General features: G+C 47.2%; 14 protein-coding genes. 4 read left to right on the top strand and 10 right to left on the bottom strand.

Annotated features, from left to right (window positions below; translation table 11 throughout):
- Nucleotides 1-102 precede the first annotated feature (102 nt).
- Nucleotides 103-1791, top strand: a complete 1689-nt coding sequence (ggt, locus tag CA267_RS07205) for a gamma-glutamyltransferase (RefSeq protein WP_075608115.1) — start codon at nucleotides 103-105, stop codon at nucleotides 1789-1791.
- Between the two features lie 60 nt (nucleotides 1792-1851).
- On the top strand, nucleotides 1852-2769 hold the full coding sequence (locus CA267_RS07200) for a Dyp-type peroxidase (RefSeq protein WP_075608116.1): 918 nt from the start codon (nucleotides 1852-1854) through the stop codon (nucleotides 2767-2769).
- Nucleotides 2770-2790: 21 nt separating this feature from the next.
- Here the strand turns inward: CA267_RS07200 and CA267_RS07195 are convergent, their stop codons facing one another.
- From CA267_RS07195 to CA267_RS07180, 4 genes are read right to left on the bottom strand one after another with little or no spacing between them, the layout of a single operon-like run.
- Nucleotides 2791-3552: an SDR family oxidoreductase gene (locus CA267_RS07195; protein WP_075608117.1), complete on the bottom strand. Its 762-nt coding sequence runs from the start codon at nucleotides 3550-3552 to the stop codon at nucleotides 2791-2793.
- Nucleotides 3553-3603: 51 nt separating this feature from the next.
- Nucleotides 3604-4695, bottom strand: coding sequence for an adenylate/guanylate cyclase domain-containing protein (locus tag CA267_RS07190; protein ID WP_075608118.1), 1092 nt, complete (start codon nucleotides 4693-4695; stop codon nucleotides 3604-3606).
- A gap of 24 nt (nucleotides 4696-4719) precedes the next feature.
- Entirely contained in the window at nucleotides 4720-6000 is a 1281-nt protein-coding gene (gene hemL, locus CA267_RS07185; RefSeq protein WP_075608119.1) for a glutamate-1-semialdehyde 2,1-aminomutase, read from the bottom strand.
- A 4-nt stretch (nucleotides 6001-6004) separates the two neighbouring features.
- The gene (locus CA267_RS07180) at nucleotides 6005-7018 is read right to left on the bottom strand and encodes an aspartate carbamoyltransferase (protein ID WP_075609953.1); all 1014 of its coding nucleotides are present in this window, start codon (nucleotides 7016-7018) and stop codon (nucleotides 6005-6007) included.
- A 588-nt stretch (nucleotides 7019-7606) separates the two neighbouring features.
- Here CA267_RS07180 and CA267_RS07175 point away from each other — a divergent pair.
- Complete coding sequence (locus tag CA267_RS07175; protein WP_075608120.1) at nucleotides 7607-8305, top strand: DUF2982 domain-containing protein; 699 nt, start codon at nucleotides 7607-7609, stop codon at nucleotides 8303-8305.
- A 244-nt stretch (nucleotides 8306-8549) separates the two neighbouring features.
- Here the strand turns inward: CA267_RS07175 and CA267_RS07170 are convergent, their stop codons facing one another.
- Complete coding sequence (locus tag CA267_RS07170; RefSeq protein ID WP_097349191.1) at nucleotides 8550-11684, bottom strand: hybrid sensor histidine kinase/response regulator; 3135 nt, start codon at nucleotides 11682-11684, stop codon at nucleotides 8550-8552.
- A gap of 273 nt (nucleotides 11685-11957) precedes the next feature.
- On the opposite strand from CA267_RS07170, the gene parC reads away from it, so the two are divergent.
- On the top strand, nucleotides 11958-14261 hold the full coding sequence (parC, locus tag CA267_RS07165) for a DNA topoisomerase IV subunit A (RefSeq protein WP_075608122.1): 2304 nt from the start codon (nucleotides 11958-11960) through the stop codon (nucleotides 14259-14261).
- 98 nt (nucleotides 14262-14359) lie between these two features.
- On the opposite strand, the gene CA267_RS07160 is transcribed toward parC, so the two are convergent.
- The 5 genes from CA267_RS07160 to CA267_RS07140 form a co-directional block, all read right to left on the bottom strand.
- Nucleotides 14360-14749, bottom strand: coding sequence for a GFA family protein (locus CA267_RS07160; RefSeq protein ID WP_075608123.1), 390 nt, complete (start codon nucleotides 14747-14749; stop codon nucleotides 14360-14362).
- A 383-nt stretch (nucleotides 14750-15132) separates the two neighbouring features.
- The gene (locus tag CA267_RS07155; RefSeq protein WP_075608124.1) at nucleotides 15133-15942 is read right to left on the bottom strand and encodes a DUF1338 domain-containing protein; all 810 of its coding nucleotides are present in this window, start codon (nucleotides 15940-15942) and stop codon (nucleotides 15133-15135) included.
- A gap of 22 nt (nucleotides 15943-15964) precedes the next feature.
- Nucleotides 15965-17434 carry a succinylglutamate-semialdehyde dehydrogenase gene (astD, locus tag CA267_RS07150; protein ID WP_075608125.1) on the bottom strand — a complete coding sequence of 490 codons (1470 nt, stop codon included), beginning with the start codon at nucleotides 17432-17434 and terminating at the stop codon, nucleotides 15965-15967.
- 14 nt (nucleotides 17435-17448) lie between these two features.
- Nucleotides 17449-18483, bottom strand: coding sequence for an arginine N-succinyltransferase (gene astA / locus CA267_RS07145; protein WP_075608126.1), 1035 nt, complete (start codon nucleotides 18481-18483; stop codon nucleotides 17449-17451).
- A 31-nt stretch (nucleotides 18484-18514) separates the two neighbouring features.
- On the bottom strand, nucleotides 18515-19723 hold the full coding sequence (locus tag CA267_RS07140; RefSeq protein WP_075608127.1) for an aspartate aminotransferase family protein: 1209 nt from the start codon (nucleotides 19721-19723) through the stop codon (nucleotides 18515-18517).
- Nucleotides 19724-20073 lie beyond the last annotated feature (350 nt).

Genomic DNA, 20073 nt, shown 5'->3' with positions numbered 1-20073 from the left:
CCTCGTTTTTTTCGACAGGATTGAGTACAACTTCATTTTACCAGAGCAATTGGCGAAATATCCGAAGCGCGGTACTCTCGGTTTAAGTAACTGGAGAAAATTATGAAAATACACAAGTTTTTGTTGGCGTTGACGCTGTTATGGTGTGCTCAAGCTGCAGGATATGACCGGGTTACGGGTGAAATGTTTGCCAGCCGTTCAGAGGTAATGGCTCAGCACGGTATGGCGGCCACTAGTCAACCATTGGCGACACAGGTCGCGTTGGATATTCTAAAGAAAGGCGGCACTGCGGTAGACGCTGCCATCGCAGCCAGTGCCATGTTAGGGGTGGTTGAACTAACAGGTAGTGGGGTAGGAGGTGATTTATTCGCTATCGTCTGGGATGCTAATAAGAAAACGCTCATCGGACTTAATGCCTCTGGCCGCTCCCCGAAGAGCCTCACGAAAAACTATTTTGCCGAACAGGGCTTGGTAAAAATTCCCTCTTTCGGCCCTCTTCCTGTTTCCGTGCCAGGGGCCGTAGATGGCTGGTTCATGCTTCACGAACGCTTTGGGTCTTTGCCGATGACAACGTTATTAACCCCAGCGATTGAATATGCCCGCAATGGCTATCCGGTTTCTGAGCTCGTTGCTTATTATTGGCAGATGAACGCTGATCGTATTGGCAAGTACGACGGCTTCGCCGAGACTTTTTTGCCCAATGGCAAAGCGCCCGCAAAAGGAGATATTTTTAAAAATTCGGCGTTGGCAGCAACGTATGAAAAGATTGCTACGGCGGGACGAGATGCTTTTTATAAAGGCGACATTGCCCGAACCATAGCTGCTTATATGAAAGAGCAAGGCGGCTTTCTCAGCTACGAAGATCTTGCCTCTCACAAATCGGAATGGGTATCGCCGGTTTCTACAAACTATCGAGGCTATGATGTCTGGGAGTTACCGCCCACCGGTCAGGGTATAGCTGCCTTGCAGATTTTAAATATTCTTGAGCGTTACGATTTAGAAAGTATGGGTTTTGGTTCCGCTGATTATATCCATACCTTCGTGGAAGCTAAAAAACTGGCCTTTGAAGACAGAGCAAAATTTTACGCCGATATGGATTTTAGCGACATTCCTGTGGATTGGTTGATCTCCAAAGACTACGCTGCCAAACGTCAGGCACTGATAAAGCCCGATAAAGCGAGTACCCACTATGATGCTGGCGTGTATGAGGGAGATACGGTGTATTTAACCGTGGCTGATAAAGAGGGCAACATGGTCTCGCTTATTCAGAGCAACTATCGCGGGATGGGGTCAGGAATGACGCCGCCGGGATTGGGCTTTGTACTGCAAAATCGCGGCGAATTATTCACTATGCAGGCCGGCCATGGGAATGAATATGCGCCTGGAAAACGCTCTTTTCATACAATAATTCCTGCTTTTGTTACGCATAATGGAAAACCATGGTTAAGTTTAGGAGTTATGGGGGGAGCAACGCAGCCGCAAATGCACGCCGAAATTCTGGTCAACCTTATTGACTTTGGCATGAACTTGCAGGAAGCCGGAGATGCTCCGCGAATTCTGCATAGCGGGTCAAGTAGCCCTACCGGCGCTCTCATGATGGATGCCGGTGAAGTGCATCTTGAATCCGGCTTTGAAGAAAAAGTAAAGCGTGAGTTAATGGAGCGAGGGCATGTTTTGCAGCCGGTGACCGGTGCCTATGGCGGTTATCAGGCTATCGGCTGGGACGCAAAAAGAAAATTTTTTATCGGTGCATCTGAAAGCCGAAAAGATGGACAAGCTGCTGGGTATTAGTCAAACTTAATGATCGCCAAAATAATATAACAGCCATATCGGGCAAGCGGAAAACTTAGCATGACTCAACCACAAAAAGGCGTGTGCGCTGAACCCAACCTGCATGCACAATATTTGTTACTGAACGTTGTTGACGAGGATAGTCAGGCCGTTCGGGCGAAGCTGGGGCGAGTGCTGGACATATTTGAACATTTTGAAAATGAACATTATGAAGCAATGGTCACCGGCGTTGTTGCTATTGGGGCTAATTACTGGACAGAACTGTATCCCGGTTTAATTCCAACCGAGTTGTCTCCCTTTCCCGAAATGCAGTGCGAAGATCGCAGCGCGCCGGTACAGCCATGCGATCTGTTCATTCAAATTCGCGCGGATCGGCTGGATATTTGTCACGCAGTAGGTCTTGAAGTGATGAACTTGCTGCGCCTGCATGTAGAGTTGGTAGAACAAATTCGTGGCTTTCGTTATTTAGATGGTCGCGATTTGAACGGCTATCTGTATGGTACCGATAATCCGCGGGGAATGAAGCGGCGGGAAGTGGCAATTGTCGGCGAACAGGATCCGGATTTTACCGGTGGCAGTTACATCCACGTGCAGCGTTATCGGCATGATCTGCGGCGCTGGTTTAGTCTATCTGAACGCCAGCAGGAGCAGGTGATGGGGACCAGTCGCCAGCATAATCTGCCGAGTCCGGAACAGACCGCAGCGTCTCATTGCATACGCGCCAGCGCCAAAGGGCCTGATGATGATACTTCGCGCTTGCTAAAACAGGGCATGCCATACGGTGACATGAATATTCAGGGTTTGGTGTTTGTCAGTTGCTCGGCCAGTTCACAGCCTTTTAAAGCTATGTTGCATAGCCAGATCGTCGGCCCAGGTGATGGAGACTATGACCGCTGGCTCGACTTTACCAGTGCGGAAACCGGCGCGGCCTTTTTTGCGCCATCAGTTTCATTTATTCGTAATGAGGGCCAACGTTAGCAAGATTATTACTTAACAAATCTACAAGCCGCCGGTCACTTCAATAAAACTGCCGGTGGTAAAAGAGGCGTCGTCAGACGCTAACCAGTAGATTGCTTTTGCCACTTCTTCTGCCCGACCGCCGCGTTTAAGAGGAATTTGTGCTTTTAAGCGATCTACCCGCAAAGGCTCACCTCCATCGCTGTGCATATCTGTATAGATTAATGCCGGTCGCACGCCATTTACCCGAACGCCCTGTGAAGCGACTTCTTTCGCCAGTCCTAAAGTTATTGTATCCATTGCGCCTTTTGAAGCGGCATAATCGATATATTCGTTAGGTGCGCCAGTTCTGGCAGCAGCAGAAGATACGTTCACTATTGCGCCGCCATTACCCCCGTAGCGGTAAGACATACGTTCGACCGCGGCTTTTGAACAAAGGAAACAGCTCATCACATTCGTCTGCATAATGTGGCTAAAACGCGCTTCGTCAATCTCTTCCATTCGTGACTGAGCTTGCAGAATACCGGCGTTGTTTACCAGCACGGTAACCGGGCCTAGCTCGTTGTCTACCGTATTAAAAAGGTGGGTTACCTCACTACCTATGGCGACATTGGCTTTGACGATAATACACGTAGCTCCCAGAGCCTGAACTTCAGCTTGAAGCTTTTCAGCAGCGGCGTTATTCGTGCGATAATTAATGGCTATTGCATAGTCATTTTTTGCGAACTCTAATGCTGTGGCCGCGCCTATCCCACGGCTTGCGCCAGTAATAATAACCACTTTTGAGGATTTGTTTGCCGACATTTAACCCCGTCCTGGCTGCAGAAATAAAAAGTAAGATGCAATAATCTGCTTTTACTGAATAGTTAAGGCTCCATCCCAGTTGCTCTCCAGAGCAGCATGCCGATATTGTTGGCAAACATCAATGTGATGCTGGGGCAGAATATCCTCAGGATTTATCTGCAAAGCGCGATGAAAATGATTAAGCGCGCCATCCCAATCCTGACGAATCCGACACGCCAGGCCTTCTACAATATGACTATTTATGGCGTAACGCTTTTGCTGCTCTTGCAGTGGCAGGTGACTTAACACTTCGTACACTTCAATTGGGGCTCGGCGCCCTTTTACCCGCACCCAGTCCAGCAGCCGCGTTTTAAGCGGATAATCTGCGCCCACGGTTTTCAGCAACTGAGCGCTTACTACGATATCGGCATTGTATTTAGGCGCGAGGGATTCCAGACGATAGGCAATATTGACACTGTCGCCCAGCACAGTTGTGTCCATGCGATCATCTGAGCCTACGGTGCCAATAATTACCGGCCCGAAATGAACGCCTATGCCGATATTTATTGCGGTATAGCCACTGTTGCGCCGATGTTCGTTATAAATAGACAGCGCTTTACGCAAATCAATGGCAGCGCTGATCGCATCTTGCGCTTTGTTTTTGTGGGTGCCGCCTGGGTGATCGAATAACGCCATAATGGCGTCACCAATAAACTTATCGATAAAGCCATTATTTTGATGAATGGGGTCGTTCATACGCAGGAAATAGGAATTGAGAAAATTCATCAGCTCCTGAGGTTTCATCAGTTCCGATAAGCCGGTAAAGCCGCGAATATCACAGAACAAAATAGCAACTTCATCTTCATCAGCATGCCCGAGCTCTAATGTGTTTGTACCGTGTTTGGCAAAGTGTTCAACGAATTGTCTGGGTACAAACTTTCGGAAAGTCTGTGTGAGTCGCATGGCCTCATCTGCCTTTTCCTTAAAACGCCTTTCTTTGTCCACCTCTGAAGCATTGTCACTGGACTTTGTAAGAAATTGAGGAGCCTTGGAGACAGCAGGGGTGGAGCTATGATGTTTTTGGCGTAGATACAGGAACGTGACTACAACGCTGTAACTAGCGGCAGCGATCAGCAGTACCAATAACAGCGTTGTGTAAGCCACGCCAGAGCCCTTATGGCGGCCTAATTAAAGGCTGCCAAATACCTTATCGGCTGCATCAAGGGTGGCGGCAATTACAGAAGCATCATGCATTTTAGAAACAAACCCTGCTTCATAGGAAGCTGGAGCAAGATACACACCCTGTTCCAGCATGCCGTGATAGAACTTTTTAAATTGTTCAGTATTGCAATTTATCGCCTGTTGATAATTGGTAACGCGTTTTTCCTCGGTAAAAAAGATGCCGAACATGCTGCCGGCGACATTGGTGGTTAAAGGAATGCCATGTTTGTCAGCCAACTTTGCAAAACCGTCTGCCAAAGCTTGAGTTTGTGCGAAAATTCCTTCGTACAAATTAGCATCCTGAAGCTGTTCCAGCGCCGCTAATCCTGCCGCCATTGCCACCGGATTGCCTGACAGCGTACCAGCCTGATACACAGGGCCAGTTGGGGCGATATGAGTAAGGATTTCGCGCTTTCCACCAAATGCGCCTACGGGCATTCCGCCACCAATTACTTTGCCCAGGCAGGTTAAATCGGGTAAAACCTGATAGCGTTCTTGTGCGCCGCCTCGGGATACGCGAAAGCCAGTCATCACTTCGTCAAAAATCAGCAGGCTGCCGTAGTCGTCGCAGATTTTTCGTAAGCCTTCGAGAAAGCCTTCTACCGGAGGAATACAATTCATATTACCGGCCACGGGCTCAACAATAATACAGGCAATGTCCTCACCTTCTGCTTCAAACACCGCTTTTACACTGTCGATATTATTATATTCAACGGTAATAGTATGTTCGGCGACGGACGCTGGCACACCGGGTGAACTAGGCACTCCCAATGTTAACGCGCCAGACCCGGCTTTAACCAATAATGAATCGGCATGCCCGTGGTAACAGCCTTCAAATTTTACAATTTTGTTGCGACTGGTGTAGCCTCTGGCTAAGCGGATAGCAGACATAGTGGCTTCTGTGCCGGAATTTACCATTCGAACCATTTCCATGGAAGGCACCATCTCAGCTACTTTTTCTGCCATGATTACTTCAGCTTCGGTGGGTGCGCCGAAGCTTAAGCCATTCGCAGCTGCCTGGATTACGGCTTCGCGAATTTTATCATTGTTATGACCGAGAACCATTGGCCCCCACGATTGCACATAATCAATATACTTTTTGCCGTCAGCATCCCAGATATAGGCACCGTCAGCTTTAGTAATAAAACGCGGTGTTCCTCCTACCGCTTTAAAAGCTCTAACCGGAGAATTAACTCCACCTGGAATGGTTTTTTGCGCGCGAGTAAAAAGTTCTTCAGATTTGTGCATGAAATTAACTGCTCTTATTGCTGTGCCATATGACATCGCGTTCGTACTGGTTTACCAGGTTTTCTACGCCTAGCGTTAGCGCGAACAGCGCCATTCTTACCAGTACGCCATTATCGGTTTGTCTGAATATAGCAAGGTTCGGGTTTAGATTTAAATCGTTATCCAGCTCATTGGCTTCTTTACGGGAATCCCGTGGAAGCGGATGCATAATAACGGTTTTGGACTGAAAATGTTTGGTGTAAATGGCCTGGTTGAGGCGAAACTTGCCCCGGTATTTGTTGGCTTCTTCCTGGGAAGGAAAGCGTTCTTCCTGAATACGGGTCTGGTAACAAATATCCGCATCCATGTTGCCTTCTAACTGATCAGTAATTGTCAGGCGGTGACCGGCATTTTCGATTGTATCGACAATGGGAGCGGGCATTGCCAGCTCTTTAGGTGAAATCAAGGTGAAATGCAGATTGTTGTACTGGCATAACATTTTCGATAAAGAGTGGACGGTGCGGCCGTATCGTAAATCCCCAATCATGGCGATATGTAAGCCATCAATATCTTTTCCGTGGTACTCGACTTCACGCTTAATGGTAAACAGGTCAAGTAGCGCCTGAGTAGGGTGTTCATTGGCGCCGTCGCCACCGTTGATCACCGGAACGCGACTGCCTTCGGCAAATTCTGCCACCGAGCCAGCGGCGGGATGGCGCATGGCGATAATATCTGAGTAGCCGCTGAGGACACGAGCAGTATCGTATAAAGATTCACCCTTTGCCAAGGCTGAGCTGCTCATGCCAGTGGTTTCACGAACCTCACCGCCAAGCAAATTAAATGCAGTGCCAAAGCTGACGCGTGTACGGGTGCTGGGCTCGAAAAAAAGATTGCCCAGAATGGCTCCATCCAGAACGGTAGTGCGTTTCTCTCTGCGGGCGTACGGCTGCATACTTTTGGCCACTGCAAAGATTTTATCAATGGCGTCGCGGTCAAATTGATTAACCGAAAGAATATGGTTGCCGGTAAAGTCTGACATGGTGCACTCATCAATCAATGAAAACTGGCGTAGTTTAGCAAAGTCCGCTGGTTCTGTAGAGCGTTCAAGTTTGCGGTGACAAGAATTTTATTATTGCTGAAATTATACAGGGCAACCGCATGAGTGAGTGAAAAATCATCGGCTGTGAAAAACATGTGAAATTTTCTTTTCCGCAACGCCGTAAAATCATCTCTGATGGCTCTGCTGGAGCATCCATGCTCCAGAAGTTCGGCCAGGAAACCTTCACTTATTGTTTAATAAGTATTCGCGATCACGCTCTGCGAAGTTATACCTGCCAAACGTAAACCGCTTGGTATTAATTGACGTGATTAGGCCACCCAAACGCCGCATGTGCCATTGAAAATAAGTATAAATGAACGTAACTGCAAGAAGCTCTCCCCTGTTAAGTACAATTTAAGATAAACTAGTGACTGATATCCTTCGTATTCTTCGAGAGTGTCGTGCAGCGATTTAATCAAAATCAGCAAAAAAAGCGTCAGCAACGCTGGTGGCGAACAGATTGCGAGCAATGTCGTCGCATGCGCCTGTATGCGATTTGGGCTTTGATAATGCTGGTGGTATATTTTTATGTCTTCAACTGAAGCCGAACCTATTTTTATCCGCGCAACATCTAAGCGCAACGGAATTACCACGCTCATCATTGGTATAACCGGCTTGTTATTATCGGCGTTGTGGCTGTCCGTTGCACCAGAATGGCTGTTCCTGGCAGGCGTATTCCTTACCAGCGCATCAATTGTCACTTTGCTTATTGGCTGGTTTAAGCTGCGTGAGCCCGACCACAGCATCGAAATCTCTCCCGCTGCTGTTGTTTATCATCACCGGCTAGGTAACTGGAGGCTTGACTGGGACAACATACAGCGAATCGATTGTCCCAGAGTGGCGCGGGGATTAGAACAGGTCGAATTAGAAGCTATAGGGTTCAGGCTAAAAAGTTATGATCCCTTTTTACGTAGCGTTTCCCCCCGGCTGGCCACCCATATTCTTATGGAACAGCGCCCATTGTTAATGCAAAATCCTGATACCAACTGCTCTACAGGTGCATGTTATGGCCACGAGATGTTCGATGATAAGCATTTTCAATTAGCAGACGGGGAAGTGCTATCGGGCGTGAAAGCTATGCTGGCTAATCGTATGACGCACCTTCGTGAAAGGCTGGGTTACGATGTCTTTATTTCCTCTGCGGATTTAGATCGCGAGCCATTGGAGTTTGTTAGTCTGATGCGTCAGTGTCAGCAAACCCGACATCAGGTGTTAGGTACTACCTAGGGCCTGCAAGCGTCGCCAAAAAGCTTTGTTATATACCTGCCTTGCTCATGATTTGCTTAGCTGACATTTCTTGACTAGAAGGGGCTTCGCCGTCTGCGCCGCGATCAAAACAGGTTTATTTATAACAGAGTTCGAACAGTGAAACATCTGAGCGGCGTTAACAATAGAAATGTGAATAAAGCGACAGTCTTCATTAAGCGCCTTTAACGTGCGAACGTGCGTCGCCTCAATAGCTTTTTGCAGGCTAGTGCGCCATTTCTCTCAGAAGCTTCTTGCCTTCGGCAGACACGATTTCGGCTTCCAGAATAAAACTGGGTAGATGTTCAGCAACAAGAAAGTGCTGTCCTAGTTTTAGCGCGCTTTCGAGCTCTTCAGCCAAGCTCTGAAGCTTGGGTACGCCGGTATAACAAGTGGCGCCATGAAGTTTATGGATCTCTGCTTGCAGCTCAGGGTAGTTACGGTTGTCCCATTCCTGCTTGATAATTTCGATAGAAGGAGAAAGCAGGCGGACAAAATCTCCAAGCAATTCCCGGGCGGCAGCGGAATTGTGATTACTGCGCTTTAATCCAAGTTGCCAGTCCAGCGTAGGCAAAGCGAGACTTGTGGGGGCGTTCGGCTGGCACCAGCGCTTGATCAAATCGAGCAGGGTGCCGATTTCCATCGGCTTAGGTAAATAGTCATCCATTCCCGATTGCAGTAAACGTTCCTGCTCTTCTTTAAAAGCATGAGCGGTGACTGCGATAATCGGCGTACCCAAATTTAGCGGCGACTGGCGAATAAGTTTCGATGCCTGTAGACCATCCATGCCCGGCATTTGTACATCCATGAGAATCAGATCGTATTCCAGCGACTGACATAAATTTACCGCTTCCTGACCGCTCATTGATGTGGTTAACCGGACGGGGGAATTATCCAGCCAGGTCTGCAGTAGCTTAAGGTTCATTTCCATATCATCCACCGCCAGAATACGTGCTTTAGGTAAATTACTGATTTTATCCTGCATGGGATTTTTGCTGCTTTTCGCGCGGTAATGCAGTAGACCGTCAAGTTTGGTCAGCGTGAAAGGCATACGGATTTGCGTGTGGAATTGTTGAGTCAGATTTGGGTATTGATTAAAAGGATCAGGTCCGGAATACCAAAGGATTCGCTTTTGCGCGGGGAACTGCATTAATTCGGCCAGCATGGTATTTCGCTGATCAAGTTTACTTACCGGCAATACTGCAAACAGATAGTCGGGGTTTATATCCACAGTACTGAGATACGCCAGCGACTCTACCGAAGTGACTTTTACTCCTAAATAAGTCAGCATGGTGGCAGAAGCGCGGCGCGTGCCCGGAACGGGATCAAACAACACGACCTGTTTATCAGTCCAGTCTGGTGAAGGCGTAAGTGAAAATTTTTGGCTTAGCTGATTGGTTCTTAACGTAACCATAAAAGTACTTCCCGCCCCAGGCGCACTTTTCAGGTTAAGGGTGCCGCGCATCAGGCGCACCAGTTCGCGACAAATTACCAGTCCTAACCCAGTACCCTGGTAATTGCGGTTAAGAGAATCATCAACCTGAGAAAAAGCATTAAAAAGTTTCTTTCGGTCCTGTCGGCTGATGCCAATCTCGGTATCTTCAATTTTAAATTCCAGCTCATGAATTCCATGAGGTAAGGAGCGTCCTTTTACCCCAAAAGTGATGGTGCCAGCAGAGGTGAACTTGAGCGCGTTACTCAGCAGGTTATTTAGAATCTGCTTTATGCGAAATACATCGCCGATGAGTTTTTCCGGCAACGGAGCAAGTTCATAAATAAATTCAAGCCGTTTGGAATGGGACGACTTAGACATAATCGTCACCATCTCCTCCAGCAACTGGTTTGGTGAAAACGGCTGATTATTAATTTGCAACTTGCCCGCTTCGATTTTGGAGAAATCCAGCACGTCGTTAACAATGCTTAACAGGTTATCTGCGGCAGTATTGATAATACGCACCTGCTCCTGCTGCTCTGAAGGTAGGGCAGTATGCGTGAGTTCCCGGCTGAATCCTAAAATGGCATTTAAGGGCGTTCGAATTTCGTGGCTCATATTGGCCAAAAATTGCGATTTAACATTGCTGGCTTTAATGGCATCTTTACGGGCAATATCCAGACGCGCGTTTTGCTCTTCTATCAGTTCCATGTTATGACGCAGATCATTGGTAGCCTGCTCTACTTCTGATTCAAGCTGGCTGCGGCTTTTTTCCATTAAAGCTAAAGAGAACAATGCCGCTTCTAAAAATACCCCCACTTGAAAGCAATAGGTGGTAAAGACATTGCTAGGCAGCAGCCCGATTAAACTTAACATGCCTACAATGGCGCCGGAAGCGAGCATCGTCCAGGCGAAAATGAAGTATCTGGCAGGCTGAAAACGATTAATGAAAGCTTCAAAACCCGCATAAATATAGCTGCAGATTGCCGCCATACCCACGCCGTAAACAATGTTGTTTTTCCAGATATGGGGCAACAGGTTTAACATACAGACAATACCGACAAATACCTGCGCTGCCAATAAAGCTAAAACAACGGGATGGGCAGTGGGAGCGTGATGTTTGGTTTCCAGAAAAAACAAGGTAAAAAGACCGGAGCTGATACCAATTACAACAAAAATCATTTCGGTGTGAGAAGCCAGCCAAGGCGGCAAACCTTCAGTGGCAAAAAGTTGAATGTGACCGCCCCAGACAAACTGCCAAAGAATAACGGCCGCTATATAACCTACATAGGCAATCAGGCTCGGTTCCCGCACATCCACGTAAAGCACTAAGTTATACACGGCAAGAATAAATAACCCGCCATAAAACAAGCCCCACAGCAGGCTATCTAATTGCGATTCATAGCTGTGACGTTTTTCCGGCTCAACGGCCAACGGCACAATAAGGCTGGAAGAGTGGCTTTCCACCCGCACAAATAATTCTAATGGCGTGGCGATTGGCAAACTGGCGCGTAACGTGGGTACGCGATAAATTTGTTCGCTTTGCAGTTTTCCCTGATGACTTTGTAAAATAACTTCATCACCAGCCACAAGATAAAAGTCCACTTTATCCAGCTGACTGAAATTGATAGCGAAAACCCAGTCAGTGGTATTACTGACATTGCTAAGCTTGTTATAAAGCCAAAGCCCACTGTTGTGAAAGCCGAAATTTGGATTGTCGTCGACGTGCCACTGAAAATCCTGACGATGTTTGAGCACTTCGCCGATGGTAAGAGGCGTTTCTCTCTCATAGTAAAACGCGAAGTTATTTGACAGTTCTATCTCTGCGTCTTCATCAAACAATTGTATGGTGGATTGTGCTTTTGCACTCGCACAAGCGAGCATCAGCATCACCCAAAGGCTGAGTTTTAACAATGTTCCGACGCGCATACGTGCTTATTTACAAAATTATAATTATGCGCTCTATTAAACCACCCCTAATCATTTTTGTACATTTGAAGAAAAGGTGGCTAAAAGAAGCTAATTCTGGAAAGGATGATTAGAGCATGTTGATCTTTGAAAAAATGAACAGCAAAGGCTAACACGCGCTATGGATTATGCGCGCCGCACAAATTACCGCGGAGCTGCGTATTGCGTTGAAGATGGCTTTGCCCCACAATAAAGTTAAGTTGTAGTGGTAAAAAACATAATGAATAAGGCTTCATGAGCGACCAGATCACCATCAATCGAGACGGAATTGAACAATTGCCGTTAAGGCGTTTCACCGAAGACGCCTATCTGAACTATTCTATGTACGTCATCATGGATCGGGCTCTGCCTCATGTGGCTGACGGCCTTAAACCCGTGCAGCGACGTATCATCTACGCTATGTCTGAACTTGGCTTAAGCGCTGCTGCCAAGTATAAAAAGTCGGCCCGGACAGTAGGTGACGTGCTCGGTAAGTTCCACCCCCACGGCGATTCAGCTTGTTATGAAGCTATGGTGCTGATGGCGCAGCCATTTTCTTACCGATATCCCTTAGTAGACGGACAAGGCAACTGGGGAGCACCAGACGATCCCAAGTCTTTTGCGGCCATGCGTTACACCGAAGCGCGGTTGTCGAAATTCAGCGAAATTCTGCTTAACGAAGCTGCCCTGGGAACGGTGGATTGGATACCTAACTTTGACGGCACGCTAAAAGAGCCAAAAATTTTGCCCGCGCGCCTGCCCCACATTCTGCTGAACGGCGTAACGGGAATTGCAGTGGGCATGGCTACAGATATTCCTCCGCACAACGTTCGGGAAGTGGCAAATGCCTGCGCAAAATTACTGGATAACAATCGTACCGAATTAGCCGAGCTTCTTGAAATTGTACAGGGGCCAGATTACCCCACAGATGCAGAAATCATTACTCCTCGAGCGGATATAGCTAAGCTTTACGAAACCGGACGCGGCTCAATAAAAATGCGTGCGGTTTATCATGAAGAAAGTGGCGATATCGTAATTACGGCGTTACCGCACCAAGCTTCTGGTGGCAAGATTCTCGAACAGATTGCCGGTCAAATGCAGGCCAAAAAGCTGCCCATGGTAAGTGATTTACGTGACGAATCCGATCACGAAAACCCGACGCGTCTGGTGATAACCCCACGCTCCAATCGGGTGGATGTTGAGCAGCTCATGCAGCATCTGTTTGCCACCACTGACCTTGAAAAGAGCTATCGGGTTAACCTGAATATGATTGGGCTGGACGGACGGCCGAAAGTCAAAGATTTACGCACTATTTTATCTGAATGGCTGGTGTATCGAAAAGATACCGTTACCCGCCGCTTACAGTTCCGGTTGGACAAAGTGCTTGCGCGGCTTCATATTCTTGAAGGTCTAATGATCGCATTTCTCAACATTGATGAAGTGATTGAGATTATTCGAACCTATGAACAGCCTAAAGCGGAGTTAATGAGCCGATTTTCATTGTCGGATAAGCAAGCGGAAGCAATTCTTGAGTTGAAATTGCGACACTTGGCAAAGCTTGAAGAGATGAAGATCAGAGGCGAACAGAATGAACTGGAAGAAGAGCGTGCTAAGCTGGAAACGCTGCTCGGCTCTGACCGCCGTCTTAAAAGCTTAATCAAAAAAGAAATTTTGGAAGACGCCGAAAAATACGGTGACGATCGCCGCTCACCGATAGTGGAACGTGGTGAGTCTAGAGCGCTTTCAGAAAAGGAGTTAATTCCTTCTGAAGCCGTGACAGTCGTGTTGTCGGAGAAAGGTTGGGCACGTTGCGCTAAAGGTCACGACGTAGACGCACAAGCACTGAGTTATAAAGCGGGCGACAGTTATCAGGTCAGCGCGACGGGCCGCAGTAATCAGCCTGTCGTGTTTTTAGACAGCTCTGGACGAGCATTTTCCTGCGATGCTCACAGCCTGCCATCGGCCAGAAGTCAGGGCGAACCACTGACAGGACGCTTCAGCATTGTAGGGGGAGAGCACTTTGCCCACGTGTTGATGGGGGGCGATAACCAGAAGTATCTTATGGCTTCTGATGCAGGCTACGGATTTGTCGGAACTTTTGCTGATATGGTTAGCAAGAATAAGGCGGGTAAAGCTTATCTATCTTTGCCTACGGGAGCGAAGGTCTTAACGCCACAGCGGGTGGGAGATATGGCCTCGGACTGGTGTATGTCTATTTCTATTGATGGGCGTATGTTGCTGTTCCCTATAAGAGATTTGCCGAGCCTGGGCAAAGGTAAAGGAAACAAAATTATTAATATACCTTCAGCAAAAGCGCAGTCACGGGAGGAATATGTCAAAGTTATTGCGGTTGTGCCTGCAGGGGCGTCTGTGAAGATAGTTGCAGGTAAACGTGCGATGACGCTAAGTCCCTCTGATCTTGAGCACTATCAGGGAGAAAGAGGGAGACGCGGAAATAAGCTTCCTCGAGGATTACAGCGTGTGGATGAAATTTCAGTTATCAAGTCGCAAATTTCTTCAGAATCATCTGAATCCTCAGACGACGATATAAACCTCTAGTCGAGATTTATTACTGCGAATCAGCGCGCAACGATCATGCGCGCTAGTTTTTTTATTATCCCGTAGTGCGTAGTGATCAATATCACTGCGGAACGCTATTACTTGCTCTTATGCGCCAGCTTGTGCGCGTGTTCCTCCCAATGTGCGCCGTCAAAAGACACTATTTTCAAGTTCGGCGCCGGATCGTCCAGGCATCTCGCGTTTACGCTTACACCATCTGGGTTAGACCGGGGAATATAAAACGATTTTATGCCGCAAGTACGGCAAAAATAATGTTTAGCCACTTTAGTGTTGAAAGTGTAACAGGCTAAATTTGATTCACCGCTTAGCAATTGAAAATCACGCTTTGGCACAATTAGGTGCAAATATCCCGACTTCTTACAAATCGAGCAGTTACATTCGTCTACCTCAATATCGTTTGCACATTGCACTTCAAAGGTAACGTCACCACAGTGGCAACTTCCAGAATAACGGTGTTTTTCAGTCATAATACTAATCCGCCTGAAACAAGAGAAAGAGGCCCAAAGTAACAATATTTGGTGGTAAGAAAAAGCCTGCTGAAAAGCGTTGAGGGAAAAGATTGTAAGAAAAGTGTGGGAAGTCTACGGGTAAAACAGGAGGTGCCACGTTGGAAGAAAGGCGATAACACAGTAATCAGAAGAAATAAATTTCCTTCTTGACTGAATGAACGTTTAACTCTCGCTTTATTTGCTTTCCCTCATGCTGCTTCGCCGCTGAAGAAAAAGGCCTTTGACGGCTTGCTGTGCTCTCCAGAGGAGATAAGGATGCCAGTGTTCTTTATCTTCGGAAGCAGAACTACCGGCTCCCAATAACTTATCAATTACCGGGAGCCGTCTCACGCTAAAGCTATTTACCCTTTAGCATTCGTACTTTCAAAGATTTTATCTGCCGAAGCGGCGACAAAGCCCTGGTACAGCTTACCTTCCGGCAACTTATAGCGCTGGGCAAATTCATAAAAGCAGCTGGGAATAGCCACTGTTTCATCAGAAAAACTCACCTCAGCACGGTCAGCCATCGTAGAAGACTGCGCCAGATATACCGATTCACCACCTTTAATTTCACCACCGGAAGTATTCAATACAACGCCGGCGTCTTTTAAAAGTGAATTCACTTCGGCCAATTCATTGGTTTGTCCTAAATGGTTCACGCTGACGGTAAAATGATTGGCTCTAAAACCCCAGGCCGCTAACCACGCCGCATATTCAGATTCACTCAGCAAGGTGTCATAGTCTTGCTTGGATACATCCCAATGACGACCTGAATAAAGAAAGTTATCTGCGGTGACCACATCTTCATCCATCTGATCAACCAGCTTTTGAATAATATTCTGCGCTTGATCAGAAAGTTCTTTTACCCGCAACTCGCTGATAAAGACTTTTGGCTTGGTGTCATCAGGATGCTCAAAATGCTTAGCAGTGAGCTTTTTAGCTTCAAAGTTGTAGTCGCCTTTCGCTTCGTAACCCAGGTTTAAAAAGTGCGCCGCCAACTTATCTAACGAGGTTTTGTCTAAATCAAAGGTGCGAAACGCTACATGATCATTAACGATTTCTTCACCATCTTCTTCACTAACCAGCAAAGCGTGAATTTTGTGAGCGGAAGGCGTAATAGACACGTAATCCTTCCACATGTTGCTATACAGTGCATCAATATCATTATGCATATCGGGTAAATCCTTCTTCGAATTACAGAGTCAGGCCAGGGCTTAATGCGCCAGGCAACGTCACTTTATCCAGTTCTACAGAGGCCACCGGATAAGCGCAGTAATCTGCTGCATAATAGGCACTGCCTCTGTGATTACCGCTTTCTCCAATACCGCCGAACGGCGCAGCACTGCTGGCGCCAGTGATAGGCCGGTTCCAGTTAACAATGCCAGCGCGAATACGTTGAAAGAAGTAACGATAATCTTCTTCGCTGTCGCCTAAGAAGCCAGCTGATAAACCAAAGCGCGTGTTGTTGGCTTCAGCAATGGCATTATCAAAATTATCGTAGCGAATGACTTTTACCAGCGGACCAAAGTGTTCCTCGTCTGGCAGCGCGTCTAACATATCTGTGACGTCGATAATTCCTGGAGTTACAAAACCTTTGGTTTCATCTTTTTGCGCTAACCGCACCAATACTCTGCCGCCCGCATTTTCAAGCTCATCTTGCGCTTTTACCATCATTTTCGCCGCACTAGCAGAAATCATAGCACCCATAAACGGCTGATCGTCGGCGTCATAATCACCAACCTTTATATTGTTGGTGACTTCAATAAGCCGGGTTATTAATGCATCACCCTGTTCTCCTTTGGGGATAAACAAGCGACGCGCGCAGGTACAGCGCTGTCCCGACGTAATAAACGCCGACTGTACAATGTCATGTACCGCTGCATCTGTGTCGGCAACATCTTTAACGATAAGCGGATTGTTGCCGCCCATTTCCAGCGCCAGAATTTTCCCCGGATGACCGGCAAATTGTTCATGAAGAAGTTTGCCGGTGCGAGAGCTGCCGGTGAAAAATAAGCCGTCCAGACCAGGATGAGAGGCCAGCGCTTTACCGGTTTCGACTTCACCTTGAACCAGATTGAGAACGCCGTCGGGCAACCCAGCCTGCGCCCACAGTTTCACCATTTCTTCGGCAACAAAAGGGGTTAGATCGCTGGGTTTAAATACAATAGTATTTCCGGCAATCAGGGCAGGAACAATGTGGCCATTAGGAAGATGACCTGGGAAGTTATAGGGGCCAAATACTGCTACCACGCCATGAGGTTTATGTCGAATAAATGCCTGACCCACCGGCATCGGGTTTTCCACTGTGCCTGTACGTTCATGGTAAGCCTTTTCAGAAATACCGATTTTGCCTATCATAGCAGCAACTTCGGTAGCGGTTTCCCATTCAGGTTTACCCGTTTCACGAGCAATAATTTTGCTAAGCTGCGCTTTATTCTCAGCAAGTAATTCGCCATATTTCTTGACGATGTTCAAACGTTCTTCAAAAGATTTTGCCGCCCACTGTGGAGCGGCATGTCTGGCGGCGGAAACGGCAGCATTAATTTGCGGGGATGTCGCTGATTTACCTTCCCAGATAACCACGTTTTTTGCTGGATCAACAGATTGAATGTCGTGTCCTTCACCAGCTATCCATTGACCATTGATAAAGTGCGTATTTTGCATGTAGGAATCCTTTTTTAGTCTCTGAATTTAACGGGGGCAAAGCGAATCGCATCCCCTTCTGAGAGGTTGAGCGCTGCTGCGGCCTGACGTGACAATACGGCAACCTGCTGTTCCTCACTCACCGCCATTTCAGTGGCGACTGCGCGAAAATCCTCGATAGAGGTGTTGATGATATAGCAGGTATGTCCATGTGCAGCTGTCTGATCGTCAATGACTATCGGCAGTTTACGACTGTTTTGCGCAGTGCGAATATGGCTCAGATTTGCTTCAACTGTTGGGCCGCCATCAAAAATATCTACATAGCCTCTGCAACTGAAACCCTCTTCCTGTAACAATTGCAGCGCAGGGCGGGTTTTGGTGTGTACCTGACCAATAACCTTCTGCGCCTCTTTACTCAGTAGATTTACGTAAATAGGGTATTTAGGCATCAGTTCGGCAATAAATACTTTATTGCCAATACCCGTTAAATAATCTGCGGTGGGGAAATCCATGTAGAAAAAGTGCTCTTCCAGCCATTCCCAAAAAGGTGAACGTCCATCATCATCACTCACGCCTCGCATTTCTGCGATAACAGTTTCTGAAAACCGTTCACGGTGTTCCATCATAAACAAAAAACGCACCTTCGAAAGAAAGCGACCATTGATGCCGCCTCTCGCCTGCTCACGCAGGAACAACGTGCAAATTTCTGTTACACCGGTGTAGTCATTACAGAACGTTAAGATTTCCGCAGTGTTATGAATGTTAAGTTCTCTGGAAGCGTGCACCACTTTGCCTAAGTGATAATGATAAAATGCATCGTCCAAACCGACAGCAGCTTCAATACCTGTTGTACCGACAACTTCACCTGTCAAAGTATCTTCCATAACGAACAGGTATGACTCGCTACCAGGCGACATAGCATTTTTGGCGAATGACGCTTCAGCTCGGTCTATCTTTTTTTTCAACAGCGTTTCGTTGACTGGCAAAGACGTAAAGCCTATGCCAGATTCAACCGCAATATCATGCAACGCTTGATAGTCCTTCGCTGTGATAGGGCGAATAATCTTCATGTTCGCTTACTCCACAAACTGCAAAAGTGAGTTACTTGGCGTTAACAACGGCAGCAACAGCACGCTCAAAACGCGCCAACCCTTCTCTAATATCTTGCTCTGGAATGATTAAAGAAGGTGCGAAACGCACCACATTCACGCCAGCGACAAGGCACATTAGTTTTTCGTTAGTCGCGGCATTAAGAAAATCACGCGACCGGCCTGCATATTCTTCGTTTAACGCACATCCTAAAAGCAAACCTTTACCGCGGACTTCAGTAAATACATTATATTTACTGTTGATCTCATCCAGCAATTCGCGGAACAGCTTTTCTTTATCAGTGACACCTCTTAGTACGGCAGCATCATTAACTACATCAAAAGCACGTTCTGCTACTGCACAAGCCAACGGATTGCCGCCATAGGTGCTACCGTGAGTCCCAGGTTTCAGGTGAGAAGCAATGTCAGCTGTGGTCAGCATAGCACCAATGGGGAAACCGCCACCTAATGCTTTAGCCGTCGTCAGGATGTCAGGCGTGACGTCCAAACCCATATAGGCGTAAAGATGGCCTGTTCGACCTACACCGGATTGTACTTCGTCAAAAATCAGTAACGCATTATGCTTGTCACAAAGCTCGCGCACGCCTTTTACAAACGCAGGATCAGGAGAAATAATTCCACCTTCTCCTTGTAATGGTTCCATCATAACGGCGCAGGTTTTATCTGAAATTAAAGCTTCAAAGGCAGCTAAATCGTTGTAGTCGCAGTGATCGATCGCCCCTGGCTTTGGTCCAAAACCATCAGAATAAGCCGCCTGCCCGCCAACGGTAACGGTGAAAAAGGTGCGGCCGTGGAAACCTTTGTTGAAAGCGATGATCTGGCTTTTTTCTTCACCATATTTTTCCAGCGCAACACGGCGTGCTAATTTCAGCGCGGCTTCATTGGCTTCTGCACCGGAGTTCGCAAAGTAAACACGCTCGGCGAAGGTAGCCTCGGTCATTTTTTTTGCCAGACGTAAAGCCGGTTCATTGGTATACACGTTGCTTAAATGCCAGAGCTTATTACCCTGATCTTGCAGTGCCTCAACCAGCGCCGGATGGCAGTGACCTAATACGTTTACTGCAATACCGCCAGCAAAATCGACATATTCTGCGCCGTCCTGGTCCCAAACACGAGAACCAACTCCACGAACCGGCACCATACTGGCCGGGTTATAATTCGGAACCATGACCTCATCAAACGTTGCGCGAGTGACATTCATCTGCATTTACCTCTGTTTGGTGCACCCTGGGCGAAAATATAAAATGATTTCCAGATGCAAAAAGTGAAAGATTTGGCCTGCTAGTATGCCATTTTTGCGATGCGTTGTCTTGCCGTGATTAGGCTGAATCCCTTGTTTTTAAAGGGGTTTGATATATTTTGCAGGAAAAGTGAATAACTATTTAGTTAGAACGATAAAAATGTTGATTAAGCGTGAGGCTATATAATAAATGAGTGTAGCAGGTGAACAGGGTGGCGCGGGATATTCATGTGCATGCATGAATATCCACAAAATTTACTTTGTTTGGTTAGCCAATGAGGATTAGCATAAAATCCGTGTTCTCACACAAA

It is taken from the genome of Alteromonas pelagimontana (assembly GCF_002499975.2).
GTDB lineage: Bacteria > Pseudomonadota > Gammaproteobacteria > Enterobacterales > Alteromonadaceae > Alteromonas > Alteromonas pelagimontana.
The sequence above is the reverse complement of the archived record's forward strand: the minus strand, read 5'-3'. Positions and strand labels throughout refer to the sequence as shown.